22 protein-coding genes are annotated in these 19,435 nt (G+C 66.0%); 10 read left to right on the top strand and 12 right to left on the bottom strand.

Features of this window, described 5'->3' with window-relative positions:
• Positions 1-151 precede the first annotated feature (151 nt).
• Both SPHI_RS05420 and SPHI_RS05415 read left to right on the top strand, forming a co-directional pair.
• Positions 152-1,756 carry a peptide MFS transporter gene (locus SPHI_RS05420; protein ID WP_096348721.1) on the top strand — a complete coding sequence of 535 codons (1,605 nt, stop codon included), beginning with the start codon at positions 152-154 and terminating at the stop codon, positions 1,754-1,756.
• 173 nt (positions 1,757-1,929) lie between these two features.
• Positions 1,930-2,610: an NnrU family protein gene (locus tag SPHI_RS05415; protein ID WP_076743861.1), complete on the top strand. Its 681-nt coding sequence runs from the start codon at positions 1,930-1,932 to the stop codon at positions 2,608-2,610.
• Positions 2,611-2,880: 270 nt separating this feature from the next.
• On the opposite strand, the gene mobA is transcribed toward SPHI_RS05415, so the two are convergent.
• The 6 genes from mobA to SPHI_RS05385 form a co-directional block, all read right to left on the bottom strand.
• The gene (gene mobA / locus SPHI_RS05410) at positions 2,881-3,408 is read right to left on the bottom strand and encodes a molybdenum cofactor guanylyltransferase (RefSeq protein WP_076743860.1); all 528 of its coding nucleotides are present in this window, start codon (positions 3,406-3,408) and stop codon (positions 2,881-2,883) included.
• A 108-nt stretch (positions 3,409-3,516) separates the two neighbouring features.
• Positions 3,517-4,089, bottom strand: a complete 573-nt coding sequence (locus tag SPHI_RS05405) for a glycine zipper 2TM domain-containing protein (RefSeq protein ID WP_076743859.1) — start codon at positions 4,087-4,089, stop codon at positions 3,517-3,519.
• Positions 4,090-4,182: 93 nt separating this feature from the next.
• Positions 4,183-4,611 (bottom strand): OsmC family protein, encoded by a 429-nt coding sequence (locus SPHI_RS05400; protein ID WP_076743858.1) that lies wholly within the window; start codon positions 4,609-4,611, stop codon positions 4,183-4,185.
• 73 nt (positions 4,612-4,684) lie between these two features.
• Positions 4,685-4,993 (bottom strand): glycine zipper 2TM domain-containing protein, encoded by a 309-nt coding sequence (locus SPHI_RS05395; protein ID WP_076743857.1) that lies wholly within the window; start codon positions 4,991-4,993, stop codon positions 4,685-4,687.
• A gap of 128 nt (positions 4,994-5,121) precedes the next feature.
• Positions 5,122-5,937, bottom strand: coding sequence for a 2,3,4,5-tetrahydropyridine-2,6-dicarboxylate N-succinyltransferase (dapD, locus tag SPHI_RS05390; protein WP_076743856.1), 816 nt, complete (start codon positions 5,935-5,937; stop codon positions 5,122-5,124).
• Positions 5,934-6,599, bottom strand: a complete 666-nt coding sequence (locus SPHI_RS05385) for a pyrimidine 5'-nucleotidase (RefSeq protein ID WP_076743855.1) — start codon at positions 6,597-6,599, stop codon at positions 5,934-5,936. Before SPHI_RS05385 ends, dapD begins: the two co-directional genes overlap by 4 nt.
• Before the next feature lie 118 nt (positions 6,600-6,717).
• Here SPHI_RS05385 and SPHI_RS05380 point away from each other — a divergent pair, with 118 nt between their 5' ends.
• On the top strand, positions 6,718-7,713 hold the full coding sequence (locus tag SPHI_RS05380; RefSeq protein ID WP_076743854.1) for an LLM class flavin-dependent oxidoreductase: 996 nt from the start codon (positions 6,718-6,720) through the stop codon (positions 7,711-7,713).
• A 224-nt stretch (positions 7,714-7,937) separates the two neighbouring features.
• On the opposite strand, the gene metF is transcribed toward SPHI_RS05380, so the two are convergent.
• On the bottom strand, positions 7,938-8,879 hold the full coding sequence (gene metF, locus SPHI_RS05375) for a methylenetetrahydrofolate reductase [NAD(P)H] (protein ID WP_076743853.1): 942 nt from the start codon (positions 8,877-8,879) through the stop codon (positions 7,938-7,940).
• On the bottom strand, positions 8,876-9,835 hold the full coding sequence (locus SPHI_RS05370; RefSeq protein WP_076743958.1) for an ArsR/SmtB family transcription factor: 960 nt from the start codon (positions 9,833-9,835) through the stop codon (positions 8,876-8,878). Before SPHI_RS05370 ends, metF begins: the two co-directional genes overlap by 4 nt.
• A 158-nt stretch (positions 9,836-9,993) precedes the next feature.
• Here SPHI_RS05370 and SPHI_RS05365 point away from each other — a divergent pair, with 158 nt between their 5' ends.
• From SPHI_RS05365 to SPHI_RS05350, 4 genes are all read left to right on the top strand, one after another.
• Positions 9,994-10,314, top strand: a complete 321-nt coding sequence (locus SPHI_RS05365) for a hypothetical protein (RefSeq protein ID WP_076743852.1) — start codon at positions 9,994-9,996, stop codon at positions 10,312-10,314.
• A complete protein-coding gene (locus SPHI_RS05360; protein WP_076743851.1) occupies positions 10,314-10,508 on the top strand; it encodes a hypothetical protein in 195 nt (64 codons plus the stop codon). Before SPHI_RS05365 ends, SPHI_RS05360 begins: the two co-directional genes overlap by 1 nt.
• Positions 10,505-11,449 (top strand): aldo/keto reductase, encoded by a 945-nt coding sequence (locus SPHI_RS05355; protein WP_076743850.1) that lies wholly within the window; start codon positions 10,505-10,507, stop codon positions 11,447-11,449. Before SPHI_RS05360 ends, SPHI_RS05355 begins: the two co-directional genes overlap by 4 nt.
• Positions 11,450-11,882: 433 nt before the next feature.
• Positions 11,883-12,518, top strand: a complete 636-nt coding sequence (locus SPHI_RS05350; RefSeq protein WP_076743849.1) for a L,D-transpeptidase family protein — start codon at positions 11,883-11,885, stop codon at positions 12,516-12,518.
• A gap of 124 nt (positions 12,519-12,642) precedes the next feature.
• Here the strand turns inward: SPHI_RS05350 and SPHI_RS05345 are convergent, their stop codons facing one another.
• Positions 12,643-14,025, bottom strand: coding sequence for a helix-turn-helix domain-containing protein (locus SPHI_RS05345; protein WP_076743848.1), 1,383 nt, complete (start codon positions 14,023-14,025; stop codon positions 12,643-12,645).
• Positions 14,026-14,179: 154 nt separating this feature from the next.
• Between SPHI_RS05345 and SPHI_RS15085 the strand changes: the two genes are divergently transcribed.
• The 3 genes from SPHI_RS15085 (at position 14,180) to SPHI_RS05335 (ending at position 16,748) form a co-directional block, all read left to right on the top strand.
• Complete coding sequence (locus tag SPHI_RS15085; RefSeq protein WP_198927816.1) at positions 14,180-14,335, top strand: hypothetical protein; 156 nt, start codon at positions 14,180-14,182, stop codon at positions 14,333-14,335.
• Between the two features lie 37 nt (positions 14,336-14,372).
• Entirely contained in the window at positions 14,373-15,968 is a 1,596-nt protein-coding gene (locus SPHI_RS05340; protein ID WP_076743847.1) for an isocitrate lyase, read from the top strand.
• A gap of 183 nt (positions 15,969-16,151) precedes the next feature.
• Positions 16,152-16,748, top strand: coding sequence for a hypothetical protein (locus SPHI_RS05335; protein WP_076743846.1), 597 nt, complete (start codon positions 16,152-16,154; stop codon positions 16,746-16,748).
• A 2-nt stretch (positions 16,749-16,750) separates the two neighbouring features.
• Here the strand turns inward: SPHI_RS05335 and SPHI_RS05330 are convergent, their stop codons facing one another.
• The 3 genes from SPHI_RS05330 to SPHI_RS05320 are packed head-to-tail and all read right to left on the bottom strand — an operon-like array spanning position 16,751 to position 19,365.
• The gene (locus SPHI_RS05330) at positions 16,751-17,389 is read right to left on the bottom strand and encodes a DUF4893 domain-containing protein (RefSeq protein ID WP_233130700.1); all 639 of its coding nucleotides are present in this window, start codon (positions 17,387-17,389) and stop codon (positions 16,751-16,753) included.
• 43 nt (positions 17,390-17,432) lie between these two features.
• Positions 17,433-18,218, bottom strand: a complete 786-nt coding sequence (locus tag SPHI_RS05325) for a 3-hydroxybutyrate dehydrogenase (RefSeq protein ID WP_076743845.1) — start codon at positions 18,216-18,218, stop codon at positions 17,433-17,435.
• Positions 18,219-18,228: 10 nt separating this feature from the next.
• Complete coding sequence (locus SPHI_RS05320) at positions 18,229-19,365, bottom strand: DUF3734 domain-containing protein (protein WP_076743844.1); 1,137 nt, start codon at positions 19,363-19,365, stop codon at positions 18,229-18,231.
• Positions 19,366-19,435: the final 70 nt, after the last annotated feature.

The raw sequence follows: 19,435 nt of genomic DNA, 5'->3' as shown, positions 1-19,435 counted from the left end.
CGAGCCTGTAACGGGCAACGCAGCGTTGCGCCTCAGCAGCATGGCGATTGTCTCACCCGCAACAACTGCTTTGGCATCGCCAATTTGCGCGCTAGGCTCGGCCCCATTTGGGGGAGCGTTGATCCCCGCCTGATTGCCAGGGAGCGTATTCTTGCCCATCATTCCATCGATCGCGCTGGGGTTTCTCGCGATCCTGCTGGCCGGCGGCGCTGTCGGCGTCACGCGCAAAGGCCCCGATTTCCTTGGCCATCCCAAGGGCCTTTACGTCCTGTTCTTCGCCGAAATGTGGGAGCGCTTCTCCTATTATGGCATGCGCGCGCTGCTGATCTTCTACCTGACGAAGCATTGGCTATTCGATGATTCGAAATCGAACCTGATCTACGGCGCCTATACCAGCCTCGTGTACATCACTCCGGTGCTGGGCGGCTATCTCGCGGATCGCTATCTCGGTCAGCGCAAGGCGGTGGTGTACGGCGCGGTGCTGCTGACGCTTGGCCACCTGCTGATGGCGGTCGAGGGCGACGGTGGGCAGGGATCGGCCGCAATCAACGTCTTCTGGCTGGCGCTCGCTTTCATCATCGTGGGCTCGGGTTTCCTGAAGGCCAACATTTCGGTGATCGTCGGGCAGCTCTATCCCCTCACCGACATCCGCCGCGATGGCGCCTACACCATCTTCTACATCGGCATTAACACGGGCGCCGCGCTCGGCACGATCATGGCGGGCTGGCTGGGTGAAACCTATGGCTGGGCGTACGGTTTCGGCGCCGCGGGTGTCGGCATGCTGCTCGGCCTTATCGTCTTCGTCCTCGGCAAGCCGCTGCTGATGGGCAAGGGGGAGGCACCGCGCCCACTCGCCAGGGGCACCGAGTGGACGCTTTACGGCATCGGCCTCGCCGCGATTGCGGTGATCTGGGCGCTGGTTCAGTATCAGGACGTGATCCAGACGCTGCTGATCATCTCGGGCGTCGCCTTGCTCGGCTACGTCCTGTTCGAAAGCTTCAAGCTCCCGCCGCACGCCCGCGATCGGATGTTCGTGGTGCTGTTCCTGATCGCGCTCAACCCGGTGTTCTGGGGCCTGTTCGAACAGGCGGGCGGCAGCCTCAACCTCTACACCGATCGCTACGTCGATCGCGGTGGTGTGCCGGCCTCGCTGTTCCAGTCGATCAACCCGATCTACATTGTGCTGCTCGGCCCGATCCTTGCCGCGCTTTGGGTGTTTCTCGGCAAGCGCGGCCTGGAGCCCTCCGCTCCCGCCAAGTTCGGCCTCGCGCTGGCGCAGGTCGGCCTGTCGTTCCTCGTCTTTGTCTGGGGTGCGCAGAGCGTCGGCATGGAAGTCGCAACGCCGATCTTCTTCGTCTTCGCGATCTATTTCCTCCAGACCACCGGCGAGCTTTGCCTCTCCCCCGTTGGCCTCAGCGCGATGAACCGGCTGGCGCCCAAGCACCTCGCCAGCCTCATCATGGGCGCCTGGTTCTACATGACGGCGGTCGGCAATTTCGTCGCCGGCAAGATCGGCGAGGCGACCGGCGGCGAAAGCGGCGAGATGACCAAGGAAGCGACGCTGGCCGTCTATTCCACCATCGGCTGGTGGACGATCGGTATCGCCGTCGTCGTGCTGGCACTAAGCCCGCTGATCCGGCGTCTGATGCATCTCGACACGCTGCAGGACGAGGCCGGCCACGCCATGGCCGGCGAAAGCGAACTCGCCGAGCCGCAGGCCGCCGGCGTGCACACCTCGGGCGAAACGCGACACTGAGCCAGATGACATCGTCACCCCGGCCCTGAGTTGGGGTGACGGTTACCTCCCGTTCGTCCAGAGCAACGTCGAGGGACATGCCACGAGCGGCCACGAATAGTGTCTCGACGTCGCTCGACACGAACGGCCCTTATGGCGCACAATCGCCCAAAAGCGGCGGTGGGGGAACGGCAATGAACAATGTCGTGGCGGCGGCAATCGCTTTCGTGGGCACGCACTTCATCCTCTCCCACCCGCTCCGTTCGCCCCTCGTGCGCGCCACTGGCGAGAAGGGCTTTCTTGGCATCTACAGCCTCGTCGCCTTCGTCACCCTCGGCTGGCTGGTCATTGCGTATCGCGCCGCCCCCGCCGCGGCCCCTTTATGGCCCGTCGGCGACACGCTCTGGGCGATCGGCACCGTGCTGATGCTGGTCGGCGCAATCCTTTTCATGGGCTCGCTGATCCGCAACCCTGCCATGCCCGAGGTGAAGACCGACACCGTGCCCGAAGCGCGCGGCGTGTTCGCCATCACGCGCCACCCGATGATGTGGGGCTTTGCGCTCTGGGCCGTGGTCCACATCCTCGTCTTTCCCGATCCGTCCAACATCGTGCTGGCCACGGCGATCATCGTGCTCGCTCTGCTCGGCGCCCATCTGCAGGACCGCAAGAAAGAACGGCTCCGGCCCGACTTCTGGCGCGAATGGGAACGCCGCACCAGCTACTGGCCCTTCGCCGCCGTTGCGTCAGGCCGTGCCCGGATCGGCAAGATCGGCATGCACGCGCTGGCGGGCGGCTTCGTGGTCTGGCTCGCCGCCACCTGGGCGCACATGCCACTCGCCGGCTGGCCCGCCGGTATCTGGCACTGGATCGCTTGAGCGGCGTTGATTTGGTTCACGCGAAGACGCGAAGACGCGAAGAGGAAGGTGTTGTTCGCGCGGAGGCGCGGAGAGCGCAGAGGTGACGCGTCCGCGGGGTTGGTGCGACCGCCCGATGCGACGCCGAACATATCGAATTGTTGCTGACGCGAGATGTTCACCCCGCCCTTCTCCGCGTCCTCCGCGCCTCTGCGCGAACAACCTTCTCCTACCTTCTTCGCGCCTTCGCGTGAACAACACCCTCTTCTTCGCGCCTTTGCACGAACCAGCTCACCGCCGCAGCGCAGCCAGATCCTCCTGTGTATTCACATTGGCCGGCAAGCCCTCCAGCACCACCAAACGCGCCCCAACGGCAGCCGCCCACTGCCGCACCGCCCGCGGCCGATCCGCCGCCAGCCACTCCGCCAGATCGTCCGCCAGAACACTCGGCCACCACCCCAGCACCGGCAACCCGTCGACATAGGCCGCCCCCTCCCCGGCCAAGCGCATCGCCAGATCATCCGGCAACAACGGCACATCGCATGGCGCGCTCAGCACCGCTGCAAAGCCGTTCGCCTGCGCCCAGTGCAGTGCTCCGGCCAAGGCGCCGAGCGGCCCCAGCCCCCGCGCGGGTCGATCGGCAACGCTCGTCAGCCCGCCATGATGCCGCCCCACGACAACCACCGCATCCGTCTGCCCGCGCAGCCCCGTCGCGACATGATCGATCAGCGGCCGCCCCTCGAATAGCGCCAGCGCCTTGTCCGAGCCGAACCGCCGCGCCTCACCCCCGGCCATGATCGCCCCAAGGACACCCGCCATGCCCGCCTCCTAACCGCCACCCTGCGCACGCGAAAAGGCCCGGCGATCGCTCGCCGGGCCTCCCCGTACGCCTTTACAAGTTACGCGCCGATACTTCCGGCTGAACTTTTAGCGGCAGGTTACATTGCCACGATCGACCGAGCGGCCGAGCAATGCGCCCGCACCCGCACCGATCAGGGCGCCCAGCGTGTTCGAATTGCCGTTTGCCAGCAGGCTGCCCAGCACACCACCGCCCAGGCCGCCGACGATCAGCCCGGTCGTGCCATCATTGCGCCGGCAGTAATACCGGCCGTTGCTGCCACGATAGATGCGGTCGTTCCGGCCTAACCGACGCGTCTGATAATAGCGGCCATCGCGATAGAAGGTGTCTGCATAATAACCGCGCTGGCCCGGCGGCAGGCGATTATAGTCATAGCGACCCCACTGGTTACGATCCCGGCGCCAGTCGCGGCGATCCTCGCGCGCTTCGCGGCGGTAATCACGGCGCGCGTCGCGCACGTCGCGGCGATATTCGCGATTGGCCTCGCGCACGTCACGGCGCGAGTCGGCGTCATTAAGGTCGCGGCGGTAGTCGCGGCGCGCATCGCGTATGTCCTCGCGATATTCGCGTCCCGCCTGCGCCTGAACCGGGAGCGCGGTCACACTGGTCGCGGCGAGCGCAACGGCTATCATGATACGCATGGAACAACTCCTGACTGTGATGCCGATAAAACAACCCGGCACCCGGCTAAGTTGCGTGAACGCGAAACTACATGCCGTTCATCATGCCGACACTTACGCCGACAAGTTGTGGGTCAGCGTGATCTCTGCATTAAGTACTTTAGAAACCGGACAATTCGCTTTAGCCTCGCGGGCGATTCGCTCGAACTCCTCGGCGGAAATACCCGGCACCGTCGCTTGAAGGTCAAGCGCGGACTTGGTGATCGTGAACCCGTCTCCATCCTTGTCGATGGTCACCTTGGCACTCGTCTCCAGCGTGCCGTCGGAATAGCCGGCGCCTGCAAGAGCGAAACTCAGTGCCATGGTGAAGCAGCTCGCATGCGCCGCGGCGATCAGCTCTTCCGGATTGGTACCGGGCTCGTTCTCGAAGCGCGTGCCAAAGCCATAATGCTGTTCATTCAGCACGCCGGACTGGGTCGATGTCCAACCCTTGCCGTTCTTGCCCAGTCCTTCGTAGCGCGCGGTTCCACTGCGTGTCGGCATCGCCTCTTCTCCTCACGACATTTGGGCGCGGTCCAGCCGGACCGCGCCCTCAAGTGACTGATAGGTTGCGCGCTTAGCGGCAGCGACGCTTGCTGGTGCCGCGCTCGACCTCGCGACCGGCCAGCGCGCCGACGGCGGCGCCGCCCAGGGTGCCGAGCGTCCGGTCACCACGGGTATCGATCGTGCGGCCGAGCAGCGCGCCGGCAACGCCGCCCACAATCAGGCCGGTGGTGCCATCGGGCTTGCGGCAGCGCCAGCGGCCGTCATTGCCCTTCCACTCGCGATACTTGTAGCGCCGCTGCGCATCGGCATCGGTGGTGGTGACCATCACCGACGGCAGAACCATCGCGGAGGCGCCAAGCGCCAGCATCATCTTACGCATATTTACTCTCCCTCGAGAAAACGGAACGGCTGCGACACAACAGGTACGCGACCGTAACGTGCGCTAATGGCCGCGGTTGCATGAACCTCAAACAACCGCCCATTCATCTCGCTGGGCAGAGCGCGATATCAGTCCCGCAGCAGCTCGTTGATGCTGGTCTTGCTGCGGGTCCGCTCGTCCACCCGCTTCACGATCACCGCGCAATAAAGGCCCGGATTGCTGCCGGTCGTCCCCGGCACCACCACGGCATAAGGCGGCACTTCGCCGATGAAGGTCTCGCCGGTCGCGCGGTCGATGATCTTGGTCGATGCGCCGAGATAGACGCCCATCGACAGCACCGCGCCCTCGCCGACGCGCACGCCCTCCGCCACTTCGGATCGCGCACCGATGAACGCGCCGTCGCCGATGATGACCGGGTCGGCCTGCAACGGCTCCAGCACGCCGCCGATGCCAGCGCCGCCCGACAGATGGACGTTCTTCCCGATCTGCGCGCACGAGCCCACGGTCGCCCAAGTATCCACCATCGTTCCCTCGCCGACATAGGCGCCGATGTTGACGAAGCTCGGCATCAGGATTGCACCCTTGCCGATGAAGGCGCCGCGCCGCACCACGCTGCCCGGCACCGCACGGAAGCCCGCGTCGCGGAATTCGCCCTCGCTCCAGCCCGAGAACTTCGACGGCACCTTGTCAAACCAGTGGCCCGCGCCCGGCCCATTGTCGATCAAGGCATTGTCGTTAAGCCGGAACGACAGCAGCACGGCCTTCTTCAGCCACTGGTTGACCCGCCAACCACCATTGCCGTCCGGCTCGGCGACCCGTGCCGCGCCTGAATCGAGCAGCGCCAGCGCTCGATCCACCGCGATCCGAACCTCGCCAGCCGTCGTCAGCCCGATCTCGGCACGGTTCTCCCAGGCGGCGTCAATAGTGGTTTCGAGGTCAGTCATGCCTTGTCCAATATCCCTTCCAGCCACGCCGTCAGGTCGGGCGTGGTATAATCGATGAAGCTGCGATCGGTGTCGTGGGCCTGCTCCGACCCATTATCGACCCACACGGTGGTCATGCCGATCGCTTTCGCCGGCGCCAGGTTGCGCGCCATGTCGTCGGCGAACAGCGCCGTCCTGGGATCGATCGAGAGCGCCGCGCACAGCCCGGCATAGGCCGAAGGCGCCGGCTTGGGCGCCAGGTCCATGGCATGAATATCATGGATCGCCTCGAAGCTCTCGCCCAGCCCCAGCCGCTTCAGCACGCGCGTGGCATAAGGTCCGTCGCCGTTGGTGAACACCACCTTGCGCCCCGGCAGCTTGGCGACGGCGGCGGCAAGCGGCGCATTCTCCTCCAGCACGTCCATCTCGACGTCGTGGACGAAGGCAAGGAAATCATGCGGATCGACATGATGCTCGGCCATCAGCCCGGCGAGCGTCGTCCCATGCCCGAGGAAGTAGGCCTTCTGGATGCGCCGCGCCTCCACCCGATCCAGTCCCAGCAACCGCGCGATATAGTCGGTCATCTTGGTATCGATCTGCGCAAACAGATCGGCGCTCGATGGGTACAGCGTATTGTCGAGATCGAAGACCCAGGCGCGAACATGATCAAGACCTGGCGGCATGCGCGCTCGTTACGAAGGCTGGCGTGCGGGGGCAAGCCTATCCTCCCAAGCTGCGCTTAGGAAGGATCAAGAGCAGAGCACGGTTGCGATCCGCAACCGATCAGCCCACATCCCACGCATGACCAAATTCTCGCTGCTCGATCTCGTCCCCGTCGTCGAAGGCGGCACCGTGTCGCAGGCGCTCGCCAACGCTGCCGACCTCGCCCGCCACGCCGAGGCGCATGGCTACAATCGCTATTGGGTGGCCGAGCATCACGGCATGGAGGGCATTGCGTCGGCCGCCACCGCGGTGGTGATCGCCCATGTCGGCGCGGCGACCAGCACGATCCGCGTCGGCGCGGGCGGGATCATGCTCCCCAACCACGCCCCGCTCCAGATCGCCGAGCAGTTCGGCACGCTCGACGCGCTCTTCCCGGGCCGCATCGACCTCGGCCTCGGCCGCGCGCCCGGCAGCGACCAGCGCGTCGCCCGCGCAATCCGCCGCACGCTCGACAGCGATCCCAACGCTTTCCCCAACGACGTCGTCGAGCTGCAAAGCTACCTCGCCGACGACGGCCGCACCGGCATCAGCGCCACCCCCGGCGCCGGCGCCAGGCCTGACCTGTGGATCCTCGGTTCCTCGCTGTTCGGCGCGCAACTCGCCGCGATGCTCGGCCTCCCCTACGCCTTTGCCTCGCATTTCGCCCCCGACGCGCTCGACCAGGCAATGGAGATCTACCGCCGCGACTTCCGCCCGTCGGCGCAGCTCGACAAGCCCTATGCGATGGCCGGCTTCAACGTCTTCGCCGCCGACACGCGCGCAGAGGCCGAACTGCTCGCCACCTCGCAGCAGCAGCAGTTCGTGGCGCTACGCACCGGCAACCCCGGCAAGATGAAGCCGCCTGTCCCCGGTTACCGCGACAGCCTGCCCCCAATGCACGCTCGCATCCTCGATTCGGTCCTGTCATGCAGCGCAATCGGCGATCGCGACGATGTCGCCGCCGGCATCGCCGCCTTCGTGAAGCGCACCGGCGTGGACGAAGTGATGCTCACCAGCAGCATCTACGATCATGAGGCAAGAAAGCGCTCGATCGCTATCGCAGCGGAAGCGATGCGCGTGCCCGAAGTTGCGTAAACCCGCCCCGTCACCCCGGACTTGATCCGGGGTCTCGCTTCTTCTCCATCGACGCGAGAGGCGGCGGGACCCCGGCTCAGCGCCGGGGTGACGAAGAGATACGACCCGCCCTTCCCGTTTGCCCTGAGCCCGTCGAAGGGCGTGCCAAGCAGCGCCGCGCCGGTGGCCCGTGCTTCGACAAGCTCAGCACGAACGGCGGGATCAAACCATCACACCCAAAAGCCTCAAGCCGCCGCCAGCGCCACCTCAGGCGTCGCCCGCACCCCCAACAGGTGACAGATCGCAAAGCTCAGCTCCGCCCGATTGAGCGTATAGAAGTGAAACTGCTTCACCCCACCCGCATACAGCTTGCGACACAGCTCCGCCGCCAAGGTCGCCGACACCAATTGCCGCGCCCCCGGCAAATCGTCCAACCCGGTAAACAGCCGCCCCATCCAAGCCGGCACATCGGTCCCGCACATCTTCGACATGCGTTGCACGGCCGCGAAATTGCTCACCGGCATGATCCCCGGCACGATCTCCGCATCGATCCCCGCGGCGGCCACGGCATCGCGATAGCGGAAGAACACATCGGGCGAGAAGAAGAACTGGCTGATCGCCCGCGTCGCGCCCGCATCCATCTTGCGCTTCAGGTTATCGAGGTCGATCGCCGCATCGCCCGAATCCGGATGGCATTCGGGATAGCAGGCAACCGAAATCTCGAACGGGTGCAGCCGCCGCAGCCCCTCCACTAAAGCGGCGGCATTCTCATAGCCGCCCGGATGCGCAGCATAACGCGCGCCGACCGTCGGCGGATCGCCGCGCAGCGCGACGATGTGCCGAACGCCCGCCGCCCAATATTCCTCCGCCACCGCATCGATCTCGGCCTTGGTCGCCTCGACGCAGGTCAAATGCGCCGCCGCCGGGATGTTCGTCTCGCGCGCGATCCGCGCCACCGTGGCGTGCGTCCGCTCGCGCGTCGATCCGCCCGCACCATAGGTCACGGAAACGAAGCGCGGCCCCAGCGGCGCCAGCGTCGCCATCGAATCCCACAAGGTCTTCTCCATCGCCTCGGACTTGGGCGGAAAGAACTCGAAGCTCACGTCCACGTCGCCGGCCACATCGGCGAACAGCGGCGCCTCGAGCGCGCGGCGCGCTTCCTCGAGCTGGTTGATCGATAGGGTCATGCCGCCTTCACCTCATGCAATGTCGCGGCCGGCTTACGCCCCAGCCAGATCTTCACCGTCAATTCGCCGCCTTCCAGCGTCTCGATCCGCTCCGCCGCCAGCCCCGCGGTTGCGAACCAGCCCTCGATCTGCGCATCCGAAAAGCCAAGCCGCGTATGTGCATCCTGCGCGCGCAAATCCTCGCGATCGTGCGGCGCGAAGTCCGCGATCACCAGCCGCCCGCCCGGCGCCAACACTCGCGCCGCCTCGACGATCGCCGCGCCCGGCTGCTGCGCATAATGCAGCACATGATGGACGATCGCCACGTCCGCCGCACCATCGCCCAGCGGCAGCGAATAGAGGTCTGCCTGCCGCAATTCGGTATTGGCCAGCCCGTGCTCGCCGATCTTGGCACGCGCGATACGCAGCATCTCCGAACTGCGATCGATCCCCAGCGCGGTTCGGGCACGCGGCGCGAACAGCTCGATCATCCGCCCCGTGCCCGTGCCGATATCGACCAGCCGCCCCAGCGGGGCCTCGCCAAGCAGCCGCTGCATCGCGGCCTCGACCTCGCTCTCGGCGATATGCAGCGACCGGATCGCGTCCCACTCGCTGGCATGCGCCTCGAACCATTGCGATGCCGACGATGCCCGGTCGGCACGCACTGCCGCCAGTCGCGCCGCATCGGTCGCGCCCTCGGCATCCGCGCCTTCGCCGTCCAGCGCATCGATGGCAATTAGCACCGGCGCTACCAGGCGCGTCGCGCCGAGCGCCACGAATACCCAGCTACCCTCCTTGCGCCGCTCCGTCAGTCCCGCGTCACACAGGATCTTCACATGGCGGCTGACGCGCGGCTGGCTTTGCCCCAGCACCAGCGCGAGCTCGCCAACGGAAAGCTCCATTGACCGTAAAAGCCGCAGGATGCGAAGCCGCGACGAATCGGCGAGAGCACGGAAGGTTTCTAACGCCTGGGTCACAAATTCAGACATAAAGATATCTTTATATCTCGTCAAACGAGCATCTGGACCATGGGCGCGCGTCAGCCACGATCGATCGTTACGGACCCAAAGCCTGTTCGTTACGTTGGAGCGGGGTGCCGCGCGTGCGGCTCGGGTAAACGACAGGGAGAGAGTTGATGAAGTTCTTCGCCATTGCCACCGGTCTCGCCACCGCAGCCGTGCTCGCCGCGTGCAGCCCCAATGCGCAGAACGAGAGCGCGGAGGCGGCGAATGCCGTCGGTGCGGACGTCAGCGCGACGACGACCAACGCGACGGACGATGTCGATGCTGCGACCGACGAGGCGCTCGGCTCGGCCGAGGCAACGATCGATCGCGCCGGTGAGAACATCGAGCGTGGCGCGGAACGCAGCGGCGACGTGCTGTCGAATGCCGCCGATGATGCCTCGCGGGCGACCGGCGAAGCACTGACCGACGCCGGCAATGCGATGAAGCGCTGATGCGGCTGACGATCCGGGGAGCGCAGGCTGCGCTCCCCTTGTTGTTGTTCGCCACCGCTTGTTCCAGCGATCCGGCGCCACCTGGTGCGGTGACCGCCGATGAGGAGCGTCAGCTCAACGAAGCGGCAATGATGCTTGAGGCGAATAGCGTCGCGCTTGACAACCTGACGGAAGAAGAGGGCGAACAGCCATGAAGATCCGGCTTGGCTCGTCCGATCTCCAGATCGCGCCGCTAGTGCTCGGCGGCAACGTGTTCGGGTGGACGGCTGATCGTGACGCCAGCTTCCCCGTGCTCGACGCCTTCGTCGCCGGCGGCGGCACGATGATCGACACCGCCGACGTCTATTCCGCCTGGGTGCCCGGCCATCAGGGCGGCGAGTCCGAAACGATGATCGGCGAATGGCTCCAGACCTCGGGCAAGCGCGACGACGTGCTGATTGCCACGAAGGTCGGCATGCTCCCCGGTGAAGGCGGCGACAAGCTCGCGCCCGCGCGCATCGCTGCTGCCTGCGAAGCCTCGCTCAAGCGGCTCGGCACCGACCGCATCGACCTCTATTTCGCGCATCAGGACGATGAAGCCGTGCCGCAGGAAGCGGTGCTGGAGGCGTTTGCCAAACTGGTCCAGGCCGGCAAGGTGCGCGTGCTCGGCGCATCGAACTTCCACGCCGCGCGCCTGAAATCCGCCAACGAAGCGGCCCGCGCCGCCGGCCTGCCGCGCTATGACGTGCTCCAGCCCGAATATAACCTCGTCAGCCGCCACAAGTTCGAAGGCGAGCTTCAGGATTATTGCGTCGAACAGAATGTCGGCGTGGTGCCTTACTATGGGCTCGCCAGCGGCTTCCTCACCGGCAAGTATCGCGACCAGGACGATCTGTCGAAGAGCGTCCGCGGCGGTCGCATGGGCGAATTGCTTGCCGGCAAGGGCAAGCCCGTCCTCGACGCGCTCGACACCGTCGCCGAGGAAACCAGCGCCACCCTGGCCCAGATCGCCCTCGCCTGGCTGATCGCCCAGGAAGGCGTCACCGCCCCCATCGCCAGCGCAACCAGCGTGAAGCAGCTGGAAGAACTGCTCCCGGCGATGGAGCTGAAGCTGACGAGCGACCAGCTAGACCGCCTGACCAACGCCGGCGCTTGAGGCTATGGCCTCACCCCGAACACGTTGCCACCCGGCCCTGTGCCGGGGCCCAGCCGCCTGCGAGCTTTCAAACTTGAGGTACGCGCAACCCTGGATGCCGGGCAAGCCTGTCCTGAGCGACGCCGCAGGCGGCGTCGAAGGGCCCGGCATGACGAAGAGAGCAACAACAAGCGAACCGCACCTACCCACCACCGTCATCCCGGACTTGATCCGGGATCCAACGTTCCACAGGCGCTGTCCTTCGCGCCTTCGGCCGCAGCATTCGCGGAGCCATGGATCCCGGATCAAGCCCGGGATGACGAAGCTATCGGTCCTGTCACGCTCTCCCTCGAGGATGGCCAATTCCCCGGAGCGAGCCTTACCGCAAAACACCCACCCACCATTAACCAAATCACATCAGCCCCCGGCAATCCCTCTATGCTACACGCCTGACATGCTTTCCCCCGTCCGCCTCGTGCTGCTGTCGCTCGCGATCGCCGCCGGATCGGTCGCCTTCGCCGCGACCCGGCCGCCGCCGCCCCCGCGCGTCCTCGCCAGCCAGCCGGTGCCACCCGCCAGGGCGCACACCCCCGCCCCCGCGTCCAAGCCCCCCACGCAAGAGGCGAGCTACACGATCAAATCGATCCTCCCGATCGACGGCCCGATGAAGATGGGCGAACACCATTGGGACGAAAGCGCCGCCCCGGCGAAGGGTAATCTCGTCATCACCGTCGATCTCGCAGCGCAAGTGCTCAGCGTGTTCCGCGACGGGCATGAAATCGGCGCGGCGGCGGTCCTCTACGGCGCCGATGCCAAGCCTACGCCGCTTGGCGTTTATCCGATCACGGAAAAGGACGCCGATCACGTTTCCAACATCTACGATGCGCCGATGCCATACATGCTGCGCCTCACCAACGACGGCATCGCCGTCCACGCCAGCCCCGTGGCGGAAGGCTATATGACCCACGGCTGCATCGGCGTCCCCCTGCCCTTCGCCAAGAAGCTGTTCGGCGTCGCGAAGCTCGGCGACAAGGTCATTATCACCCGCGGCGAAGCGCTGGAGGTCGGCCAGGCGGTAAAGGCGGCTTAGCGCGGCGCTGACGCACCCCATCGATCCGTTCGCCCTGAGCCTGTCGAAGGGCGTGTCTCAAACGGCACCGGCTGTGACACGTGCGTCGACGCAGCACGAACGGTGGATTGATGGCGCCCACTCCTCAATCCCCCGCAAAGGTCAGCGCCGTCACCCGCCGCTCCCGCTCGTTGATCACCAGCGCCCGCCCGGCCGGTGCCGCCGCCCGCTGCGGGCAATCGCTACGCAAACACTGCCGGCATCCCAACCCGATCGGCATCGCCGTTCCCGCCAGATCGAAGCCACGCGCCGCCGCCAGCGTACCCGCATGCTCGGCCGCCACCCCGATCGCCACCGCGAACTCCGCCGACACCAGCCCATAACGCTGCCCCTGCGGGGTCACCGTGCGCGCCATCGTCAGCCAGCGCCCGCCATCCTCCAGCTCCACCAGTTGCACCGCCAAATGCCCCGGCCGATCGAACGCACCGTGCAGGTTCCACAACGGGCAGCGCCCCTCCGCCTCCACCAGCGCCGCCCCGCTCGCCCCGGCATAGCGCTTGGAGGCCTGCCCCGCGCGATCGATACGGATCATGAAGAACGGCAGCCCGCGCGCGCCCACCCGCTGCAGCGTCGTCAGCCGATGCGCGACATGCTCGAACCCGGCGCCGAAGCGGCGTTGCAGCAGCTCGATGTCATACCCCGTCGCCTCGCACGCCCGCAGGAATCGCGCATACGGCATCATCACCGCGGCGGCGAAATAGCTGGCAAGGTGCCGCCGGTAGAGCCGATCCGCGGCGATCTGCCCGAACCCGGCGCCGCTAACCAGCGCATCGATCTCGCTCCGCGCCTCGATCAGCGCCAGTTGGAACGCGGTGGCAAACGTGCGGCTCGCCGGATCGAGCAGTTCGGATAACTGCAACTGGCGCGCGTGCAGGTCTAGCCGGCGCAGCACATCGGGCATCACGTCGACCGGCAGGATGCGGATCGCGATGCTGTGCTTCACCCGCAGGCGTTCGGAAATCGCGCCGTAAAGGTCGCCCGCGCCCAGCCGCAATTGGTCCGCCAGTGTCTCGGCGGCGGCATCCAGGTCGCCGAAATGGTTCCGCCAGCGTGCGATTTCTGCCCGCACCAGCCCGACCGGATCGCCCGCCGGCGCCGCCGTCGTCGCCTGTCCGATCCGATCGAACGCCCGCGCAAACGCCTCCGCCCCGCCCGGAGCGGCCGCGAGCCATTCCTCTAACTCGTTGCGATCAATCTCTAAATCCGCGAACATCGGGTCCGCCAGCCGCCGCCGGATCGCCTCCCGCCCCCCACCCGGCTCCGCCGCCGTCAGCGCCCGCGGATCAAAATCGAATGTTTCCGCGAGCTTAACCAGCAACGTCGCCGACACCGGCCGCTGGTTACGCTCTACGAGATTGAGGTAGCTGGGGCTGATCCCCAGCATTTCCGCCATCGCCGCCTGGCTCAGCGCCTGCTGCCGCCGCAGCCGCCGCATCACATGTCCCGCCATCAACTTGCGCTCTGCCATCGGCGCAGTCTGTCAAGTTGTTTACAGAATGACAATCCTGTTCCGCCGCGAACGCACCCGCTTACACCAAAGCCATGCCTGCACGCGTTGTGATTTGTCCGCCAATGCGGTTTTTACAGTCTCAGTTGTAAGCATCTCGACAAAGGAGCTGGTGATGAACGACACCCCGCAGCGCAGCCGCGCCGTCTTCTCCACCGAAGACTTCGGCCTGATGAAAGAAGCCATCGGCGAGCACATCAAAAAGATCGCCGACGATCCCCGCTCGGCCAAATTCTCGAACCTCTACCACCGCCTCGGCCGCCTCGGCTGATCGATCCCGCACGCCTCCATCCGCGACAGGAATCACGATGACCTACCAGGAACAGTTCAATCAGATCGGCCAGCTGGTCGCCAGCTACAACGGCACCTGGGACGGCATCGATCCGGAAGCGGTGGCGCGGATGCGTCTCCAGAACCGCTTCCGCAGCGGCATCGACATTGCGCGCTACACCGCCGGCATCATGCGCCGCGACATGGCCGCTTATGACGCGAACCCGGCGGAATATACCCAGTCGCTCGGCTGCTGGCACGGCTTCATCGGCCAGCAGAAGCTCATCTCGATCAAGAAGCATTTCGGCACCACCAAAGGGCGGTACCTCTATCTCTCGGGCTGGATGGTCGCGGCGCTGCGCAGCGAGTTCGGCCCCCTTCCCGACCAGTCGATGCACGAGAAGACGAGCGTCCCCGCGCTGATCGAGGAACTCTACACGTTCCTCAAGCAGGCCGACGCCCGCGAACTCGGCATGATGTTCCGCAATCTCGATGCCGCACGCGCGGCGGGCAATGAGATCGAGGCGCAGCGCTTGCTTCACGCCATCGATAATTACGAGACGCACGTCGTGCCGATCATCGCCGACATCGACGCCGGCTTCGGCAATGCGGAGGCGACGTATCTGCTGGCGAAGAAGATGATCGAGGCCGGCGCGTGCGCGCTCCAGATCGAAAATCAGGTCAGCGATGAAAAGCAGTGCGGCCACCAGGACGGCAAGGTCACCGTCCCGCACGAGGACTTCCTCGCTAAGGTCCGCGCCTGCCGCTACGCTTTCCTCGAACTGGGCGTTGATGACGGGATCATCGTCACGCGTACCGACTCGCTCGGTGCCGGCCTTACCAAGCAGATCGCCTTCTCCAAGGAGGCCGGCGACATCGGCGACCAGTATAACGCCTTCCTCGATTGCGAGGAGGTGACGGACCTGTCGTCGCTGCGAGGCGACGTGGTGATCGAGCGCGACGGCAAGCTGATGCGTCCCAAGCGCCTGCCGTCCAACCTGTTCCAGTTCCGCGAAGGAACGGGCGCGGACCGCTGCGTGCTCGATTGCATCACGTCGCTCCAGAACGGTGCCGACCTGTTGTGGATTGAGACCGAGAAGCCGCACATCGAGCAGATCGCCGGTATGGTCGACCGCATCCGCGAGGTGATCCCCAACGCCAAGCTGGTGTACAACAACTCCCCCAGCTTCAACTGGACGCTCAACTTCCGCCAGCAGGTGTTCGACGCCTGGGCGGAAGCAGGCAAGGACGTGTCGGCTTACGATCGTGCCAAGCTGATGAGCGTGGACTATGACGACAGCGCACTGGCGGCGGAGGCGGACGAGAAGATCCGCACCTTCCAGAAGGACGCCGCGGCGCGCGCCGGCATCTTCCACCATCTGATCACCCTGCCGACTTATCACACCGCGGCGCTGTCGACCGACAATCTCGCAAAGGAATATTTCGGCGAGGCAAGCATGCTCGGCTACGTCAAAGGCGTGCAGCGCAAGGAGATCCGCGAGGGGATCGCCTGCGTCAAGCACCAGAACATGAGCGGGTCAGACATTGGCGATGATCACAAGGAGTATTTTGCCGGTGAGGCGGCGCTGAAAGCCGGCGGTGCCCACAACACGATGAACCAGTTCGCGGCGTAGTGCTGCGACGGCGCCGCCGCCAGCGGCGCCCTCTCGTGGCGCGGCTTTGCCCTACCGCCACCCGCCACCAAGTTCCTGGGGAGGAAGGATGCCCGTCGGTGGTTCGCCCCCGGCGGGCATTTCCGCATGTTACGTCATCGCAAAGGCTTGAGCCGACGCGCGCGCGGTGACACAACTCTCGCCATGACGCGCCTGTTCGCCACGATCGCCGCGCTGCTGCTTTCGCTAGCCGCACTGCCCGCGCATGCCGCGGTGACCATCACCTTTTGGAGCCATGAATTCGGCAACCATTTCCCGCACGCCTTCTTCACCTTGCGCGGAACGCCGGATGCCGGCGGCGAGCCGGTCAATCTCAACTACGGCTTCACGCCCAAGGCAATTTCCCCAGCCATTCTATTCGGTCCGGTGCCCGGGCGGATCGACATTGCCAAGCGCAGCTACATGGACGGCAGCGATGCGCAATTCTCGCTCGTCCTCACCGACGTGCAATATGCCAGCATCCTGCAACTGGTGGATGAATGGGACGAGAAGAAGGGCGATGGCACCTACCGTATGAACACCCGCAACTGTGTTCATTTCGTACAGGAGGCGGCGCGGCGGGCGGGGCTGACGAAGCTCGACTTCCCCAAATTGATGAAGAAGCCGCGCTCGTTCCTCAAGGCGCTCGCCGATGCCAATGCGACACAAGTGACGGTGATCGACCGGCACGGAAAGGAGTATCTTCCGTCGCTTGAGGCAACGCCCGTGATCGCCACGAATGCTCCCGCAACGGTGAACTGACGCTATCTCCCGGCCCCGGCCGGGACGATCTCGATGACATCTAGCGTTGATTCGAACGCCGGCAGTGGGAGTGCGAGCCGCCAGCGGCGGTCGCCGATGCGATCGACGAAGCCGGCCATGTCCCGCGTTGCGTCGCGACCATAGTCGAGCACCCGCGTCTCGTCTCCAACTATCAACGTGCCCAGGAACACGGCGCGACCCGACCGGTCGGAGAAGATCAGCCCCATGGGCCGCTGCGACCCGCCCGTCTTGTGGAAGCGCGCGACCTCGCCATCGTCCTCGATTCGGCACGGGAAGGCCGTATAGGCAACATAATCGCGCATTCCCGGATCCTTGGCACCGAGCTTGAAGACTCGGCAGCGATAGTCCCCAGGCGGTGGAACGGCTTCCGCCATAACGATGTCCGGGTCGAACAGCACGCCCTGCGCATCGATCTCGCCCTCGGCCCCGCTCGCCCGGGCACGGCCTACAGCGTCCAACCAGGCAGTACGCCAGCGTCGCAGCCGATTGCGATCAGCGGCGGTCGCGACGCGGCGCCAGTCGCTGTTCGCGACCCCGCGCTCCGGCGCGGGCGCCTCGCGCCCACCTCCGCAACTCGCCAGCATTGCCGCCGCCATCAGTGCGGCGAGCGCCTGCTTCATGCCCTCGACCCTCGTCTCTCGTTGAGCCAGGGCTAACCCGCGGTCAGGCGGCGGTCCAGCCGCCATCCATCGAAAGGTTGGCGCCGGTGATCGACGCCGCTTCGTCACGGCACAGGAACACCGCGAAGGCGGCGACCTGTTCGGGGGTCACGAATTCCTTGGTCGGCTGCGCGGCGAGCAGCACATCGTCGATCACCTGATCGCGCGTCAACCCGCGCGCCTTCATCGTGTCGGGGATCTGGTTTTCGACCAACGGCGTCCAGACATAGCCGGGCGAGATGCAATTGACGGTGATGCCGTCCGCCGCCGTTTCCAGCGCCACCGCCTTAGAAAGCCCGATCAGCCCATGCTTGGCGGCGACATAAGCGGATTTGTTGGGGCTGGCGACCAGGCTGTGTGCCGAGGCGGTGGAGATGATCCGCCCCCATTTGCCCGCGCGCATGTGCGGCACGGCGGCGCGCATCATGTGGAACGCGCTGGTCAGGTTGATGGCGAGGATCGCGTCCCATTTCTCGGGCGGGAAATCGACGATCGGCGCGACATGCTGGATCCCGGCATTGTTGACGACGATGTCCGGCCCGCCGAGCTCCGCATGGCAGCGCGCCACCATCGCGGCAATCGCCTCGGGCCTGGTCATGTCCGCTTCGTCGTACAGCGCCGCCGCCCCGCTCGCCGCGGCCAGCGCCGCGCGCTCCTGCTCGATCGCGTCCGCATCGCCGAAGCCGTTGATCATCACCGCCGCGCCCTCGGCGGCGAAGGCCTTGGCGTAAGCAAGGCCGATGCCGGAGGTGGAGCCGGTGACGAGCGCGGTCTTGCCCTTCAGGAACATGGCGGATCTCCTATCGTGCGAGGTCGAACGCCGCGGTGCGGCCGGTGAGGATATTCTCGGCGACAAGCTCCGCATTCTCCATCGTCGCCGCAATCGCCGCATGGCCCGCATCCCAATGATCGCGCATCGTGCGGGTCGAGAATTCGTAATCGCGCGCGCCGCCCTGCCACGCCCTGGCGCGGTGGATCAGATGGACGAGGCTGACCGGCTTCTCCGCGGCGAGCGCCGCCAATGCGACGACATCCGGATCTTTTCGCAGCTCCGGCGCAACTTTCGCCAGCACCTTGCGGATCAACTCGCGTTCCTTGCGGAGCCGCATCAGCTGATCGGTCACCTGCCGCGTCCGGCTGGAATAGCGGATCTCCTTTTCGCGCGCGGCCACGTCCGTGATCGTCCGCGGGCGCTTGGCGGCGGCGGGGAACAGATCGACCTGGAAGACGATCATGCCCTCGCGCTGGTGATCGAGCACATGCTGCAACGGCGTGTTGGAGACGAGGCCCCCGTCCCAATACCAGCGCCCGTCGATCTCGACCGGCGGCAGGCCCGGCGGCAGCGCGCCCGAAGCCATCACGTGCCTGGCGTCGAGCCGCTCCTCGACGGTGTCGAAATAGCGGAAATTGCCGCTCTCCACGTCCACCGCGCCGACCGACAGCCGCACCGGGCCTTCATTCGCCAGATCCCAGTCGATCAGCGCGTCGAGCGTCGCGCGCAGCGGCGTGGTGTCATAGAAGCTCAGTGCCTCGCACGTCCCCGGCTGCGCCAGCATCGGCGGCACGAAGCGCGGGCCGAAGAAGCCGGGCACGCCGGAGAGTGCGACGAACCCAGCCGACCATTCGTGCACCGCCTCGCGCACGCGATCCTCGGGCAGGATCGGGAAGCTCGGCAGCCAACTCGTCACCTGATCCCAGAAGGCGCGCAGCCGCTCGATCCGCCGCTCTGGCGGGTTGCCGGCGACGATCGCGGCATTGACCGCGCCGATCGAGATACCCGCCACCCAGTCGGGTTCGATCGCCGCGGCGGACAGGCCCTCGATCACGCCCGCCTGGTAGCTGCCGAGCGCACCGCCGCCCTGCAACACCAGCGCGACGGTTTCCGGGAGCGGCAGCGCAGCGGCGCGGCGCCTCGGGCGGGGATCGGCATCAGCCATCGCGCGCCCTCATGCGCCGCGAGCGTGACGCGATCAAGACGGCGCGCTTGCAACCGCGCTCGCCCTTCGC

The organism is Sphingomonas jeddahensis (assembly GCF_001981525.1).
GTDB lineage: Bacteria > Pseudomonadota > Alphaproteobacteria > Sphingomonadales > Sphingomonadaceae > Sphingomonas > Sphingomonas jeddahensis.
The sequence above is the reverse complement of the archived record's forward strand: the minus strand, read 5'-3'. Positions and strand labels throughout refer to the sequence as shown.

What these genes read in the sequence shown, in the direction of transcription:
- SPHI_RS05415 (WP_076743861.1), top strand. Translation starts at nt 1,930, where the DNA reads ATGAACAATGTCGTGGCGGCGGCAATCGCTTTCGTGGGCACGCACTTC.
- mobA (WP_076743860.1), bottom strand. Translation starts at nt 3,408, where the DNA reads ATGGCGGGTGTCCTTGGGGCGATCATGGCCGGGGGTGAGGCGCGGCGG.
- SPHI_RS05405 (WP_076743859.1), bottom strand. Translation starts at nt 4,089, where the DNA reads ATGCGTATCATGATAGCCGTTGCGCTCGCCGCGACCAGTGTGACCGCG.
- SPHI_RS05400 (WP_076743858.1), bottom strand. Translation starts at nt 4,611, where the DNA reads ATGCCGACACGCAGTGGAACCGCGCGCTACGAAGGACTGGGCAAGAAC.
- SPHI_RS05395 (WP_076743857.1), bottom strand. Translation starts at nt 4,993, where the DNA reads ATGCGTAAGATGATGCTGGCGCTTGGCGCCTCCGCGATGGTTCTGCCG.
- dapD (WP_076743856.1), bottom strand. Translation starts at nt 5,937, where the DNA reads ATGACTGACCTCGAAACCACTATTGACGCCGCCTGGGAGAACCGTGCC.
- SPHI_RS05385 (WP_076743855.1), bottom strand. Translation starts at nt 6,599, where the DNA reads ATGCCGCCAGGTCTTGATCATGTTCGCGCCTGGGTCTTCGATCTCGAC.
- SPHI_RS05380 (WP_076743854.1), top strand. Translation starts at nt 6,718, where the DNA reads ATGACCAAATTCTCGCTGCTCGATCTCGTCCCCGTCGTCGAAGGCGGC.
- metF (WP_076743853.1), bottom strand. Translation starts at nt 8,879, where the DNA reads ATGACCCTATCGATCAACCAGCTCGAGGAAGCGCGCCGCGCGCTCGAG.
- SPHI_RS05365 (WP_076743852.1), top strand. Translation starts at nt 9,994, where the DNA reads ATGAAGTTCTTCGCCATTGCCACCGGTCTCGCCACCGCAGCCGTGCTC.
- SPHI_RS05360 (WP_076743851.1), top strand. Translation starts at nt 10,314, where the DNA reads ATGCGGCTGACGATCCGGGGAGCGCAGGCTGCGCTCCCCTTGTTGTTG.
- SPHI_RS05355 (WP_076743850.1), top strand. Translation starts at nt 10,505, where the DNA reads ATGAAGATCCGGCTTGGCTCGTCCGATCTCCAGATCGCGCCGCTAGTG.
- SPHI_RS05350 (WP_076743849.1), top strand. Translation starts at nt 11,883, where the DNA reads ATGCTTTCCCCCGTCCGCCTCGTGCTGCTGTCGCTCGCGATCGCCGCC.
- SPHI_RS05345 (WP_076743848.1), bottom strand. Translation starts at nt 14,025, where the DNA reads ATGGCAGAGCGCAAGTTGATGGCGGGACATGTGATGCGGCGGCTGCGG.
- SPHI_RS15085 (WP_198927816.1), top strand. Translation starts at nt 14,180, where the DNA reads ATGAACGACACCCCGCAGCGCAGCCGCGCCGTCTTCTCCACCGAAGAC.
- SPHI_RS05340 (WP_076743847.1), top strand. Translation starts at nt 14,373, where the DNA reads ATGACCTACCAGGAACAGTTCAATCAGATCGGCCAGCTGGTCGCCAGC.
- SPHI_RS05335 (WP_076743846.1), top strand. Translation starts at nt 16,152, where the DNA reads ATGACGCGCCTGTTCGCCACGATCGCCGCGCTGCTGCTTTCGCTAGCC.
- SPHI_RS05330 (WP_233130700.1), bottom strand. Translation starts at nt 17,389, where the DNA reads ATGAAGCAGGCGCTCGCCGCACTGATGGCGGCGGCAATGCTGGCGAGT.
- SPHI_RS05325 (WP_076743845.1), bottom strand. Translation starts at nt 18,218, where the DNA reads ATGTTCCTGAAGGGCAAGACCGCGCTCGTCACCGGCTCCACCTCCGGC.
- SPHI_RS05320 (WP_076743844.1), bottom strand. Translation starts at nt 19,365, where the DNA reads ATGGCTGATGCCGATCCCCGCCCGAGGCGCCGCGCCGCTGCGCTGCCG.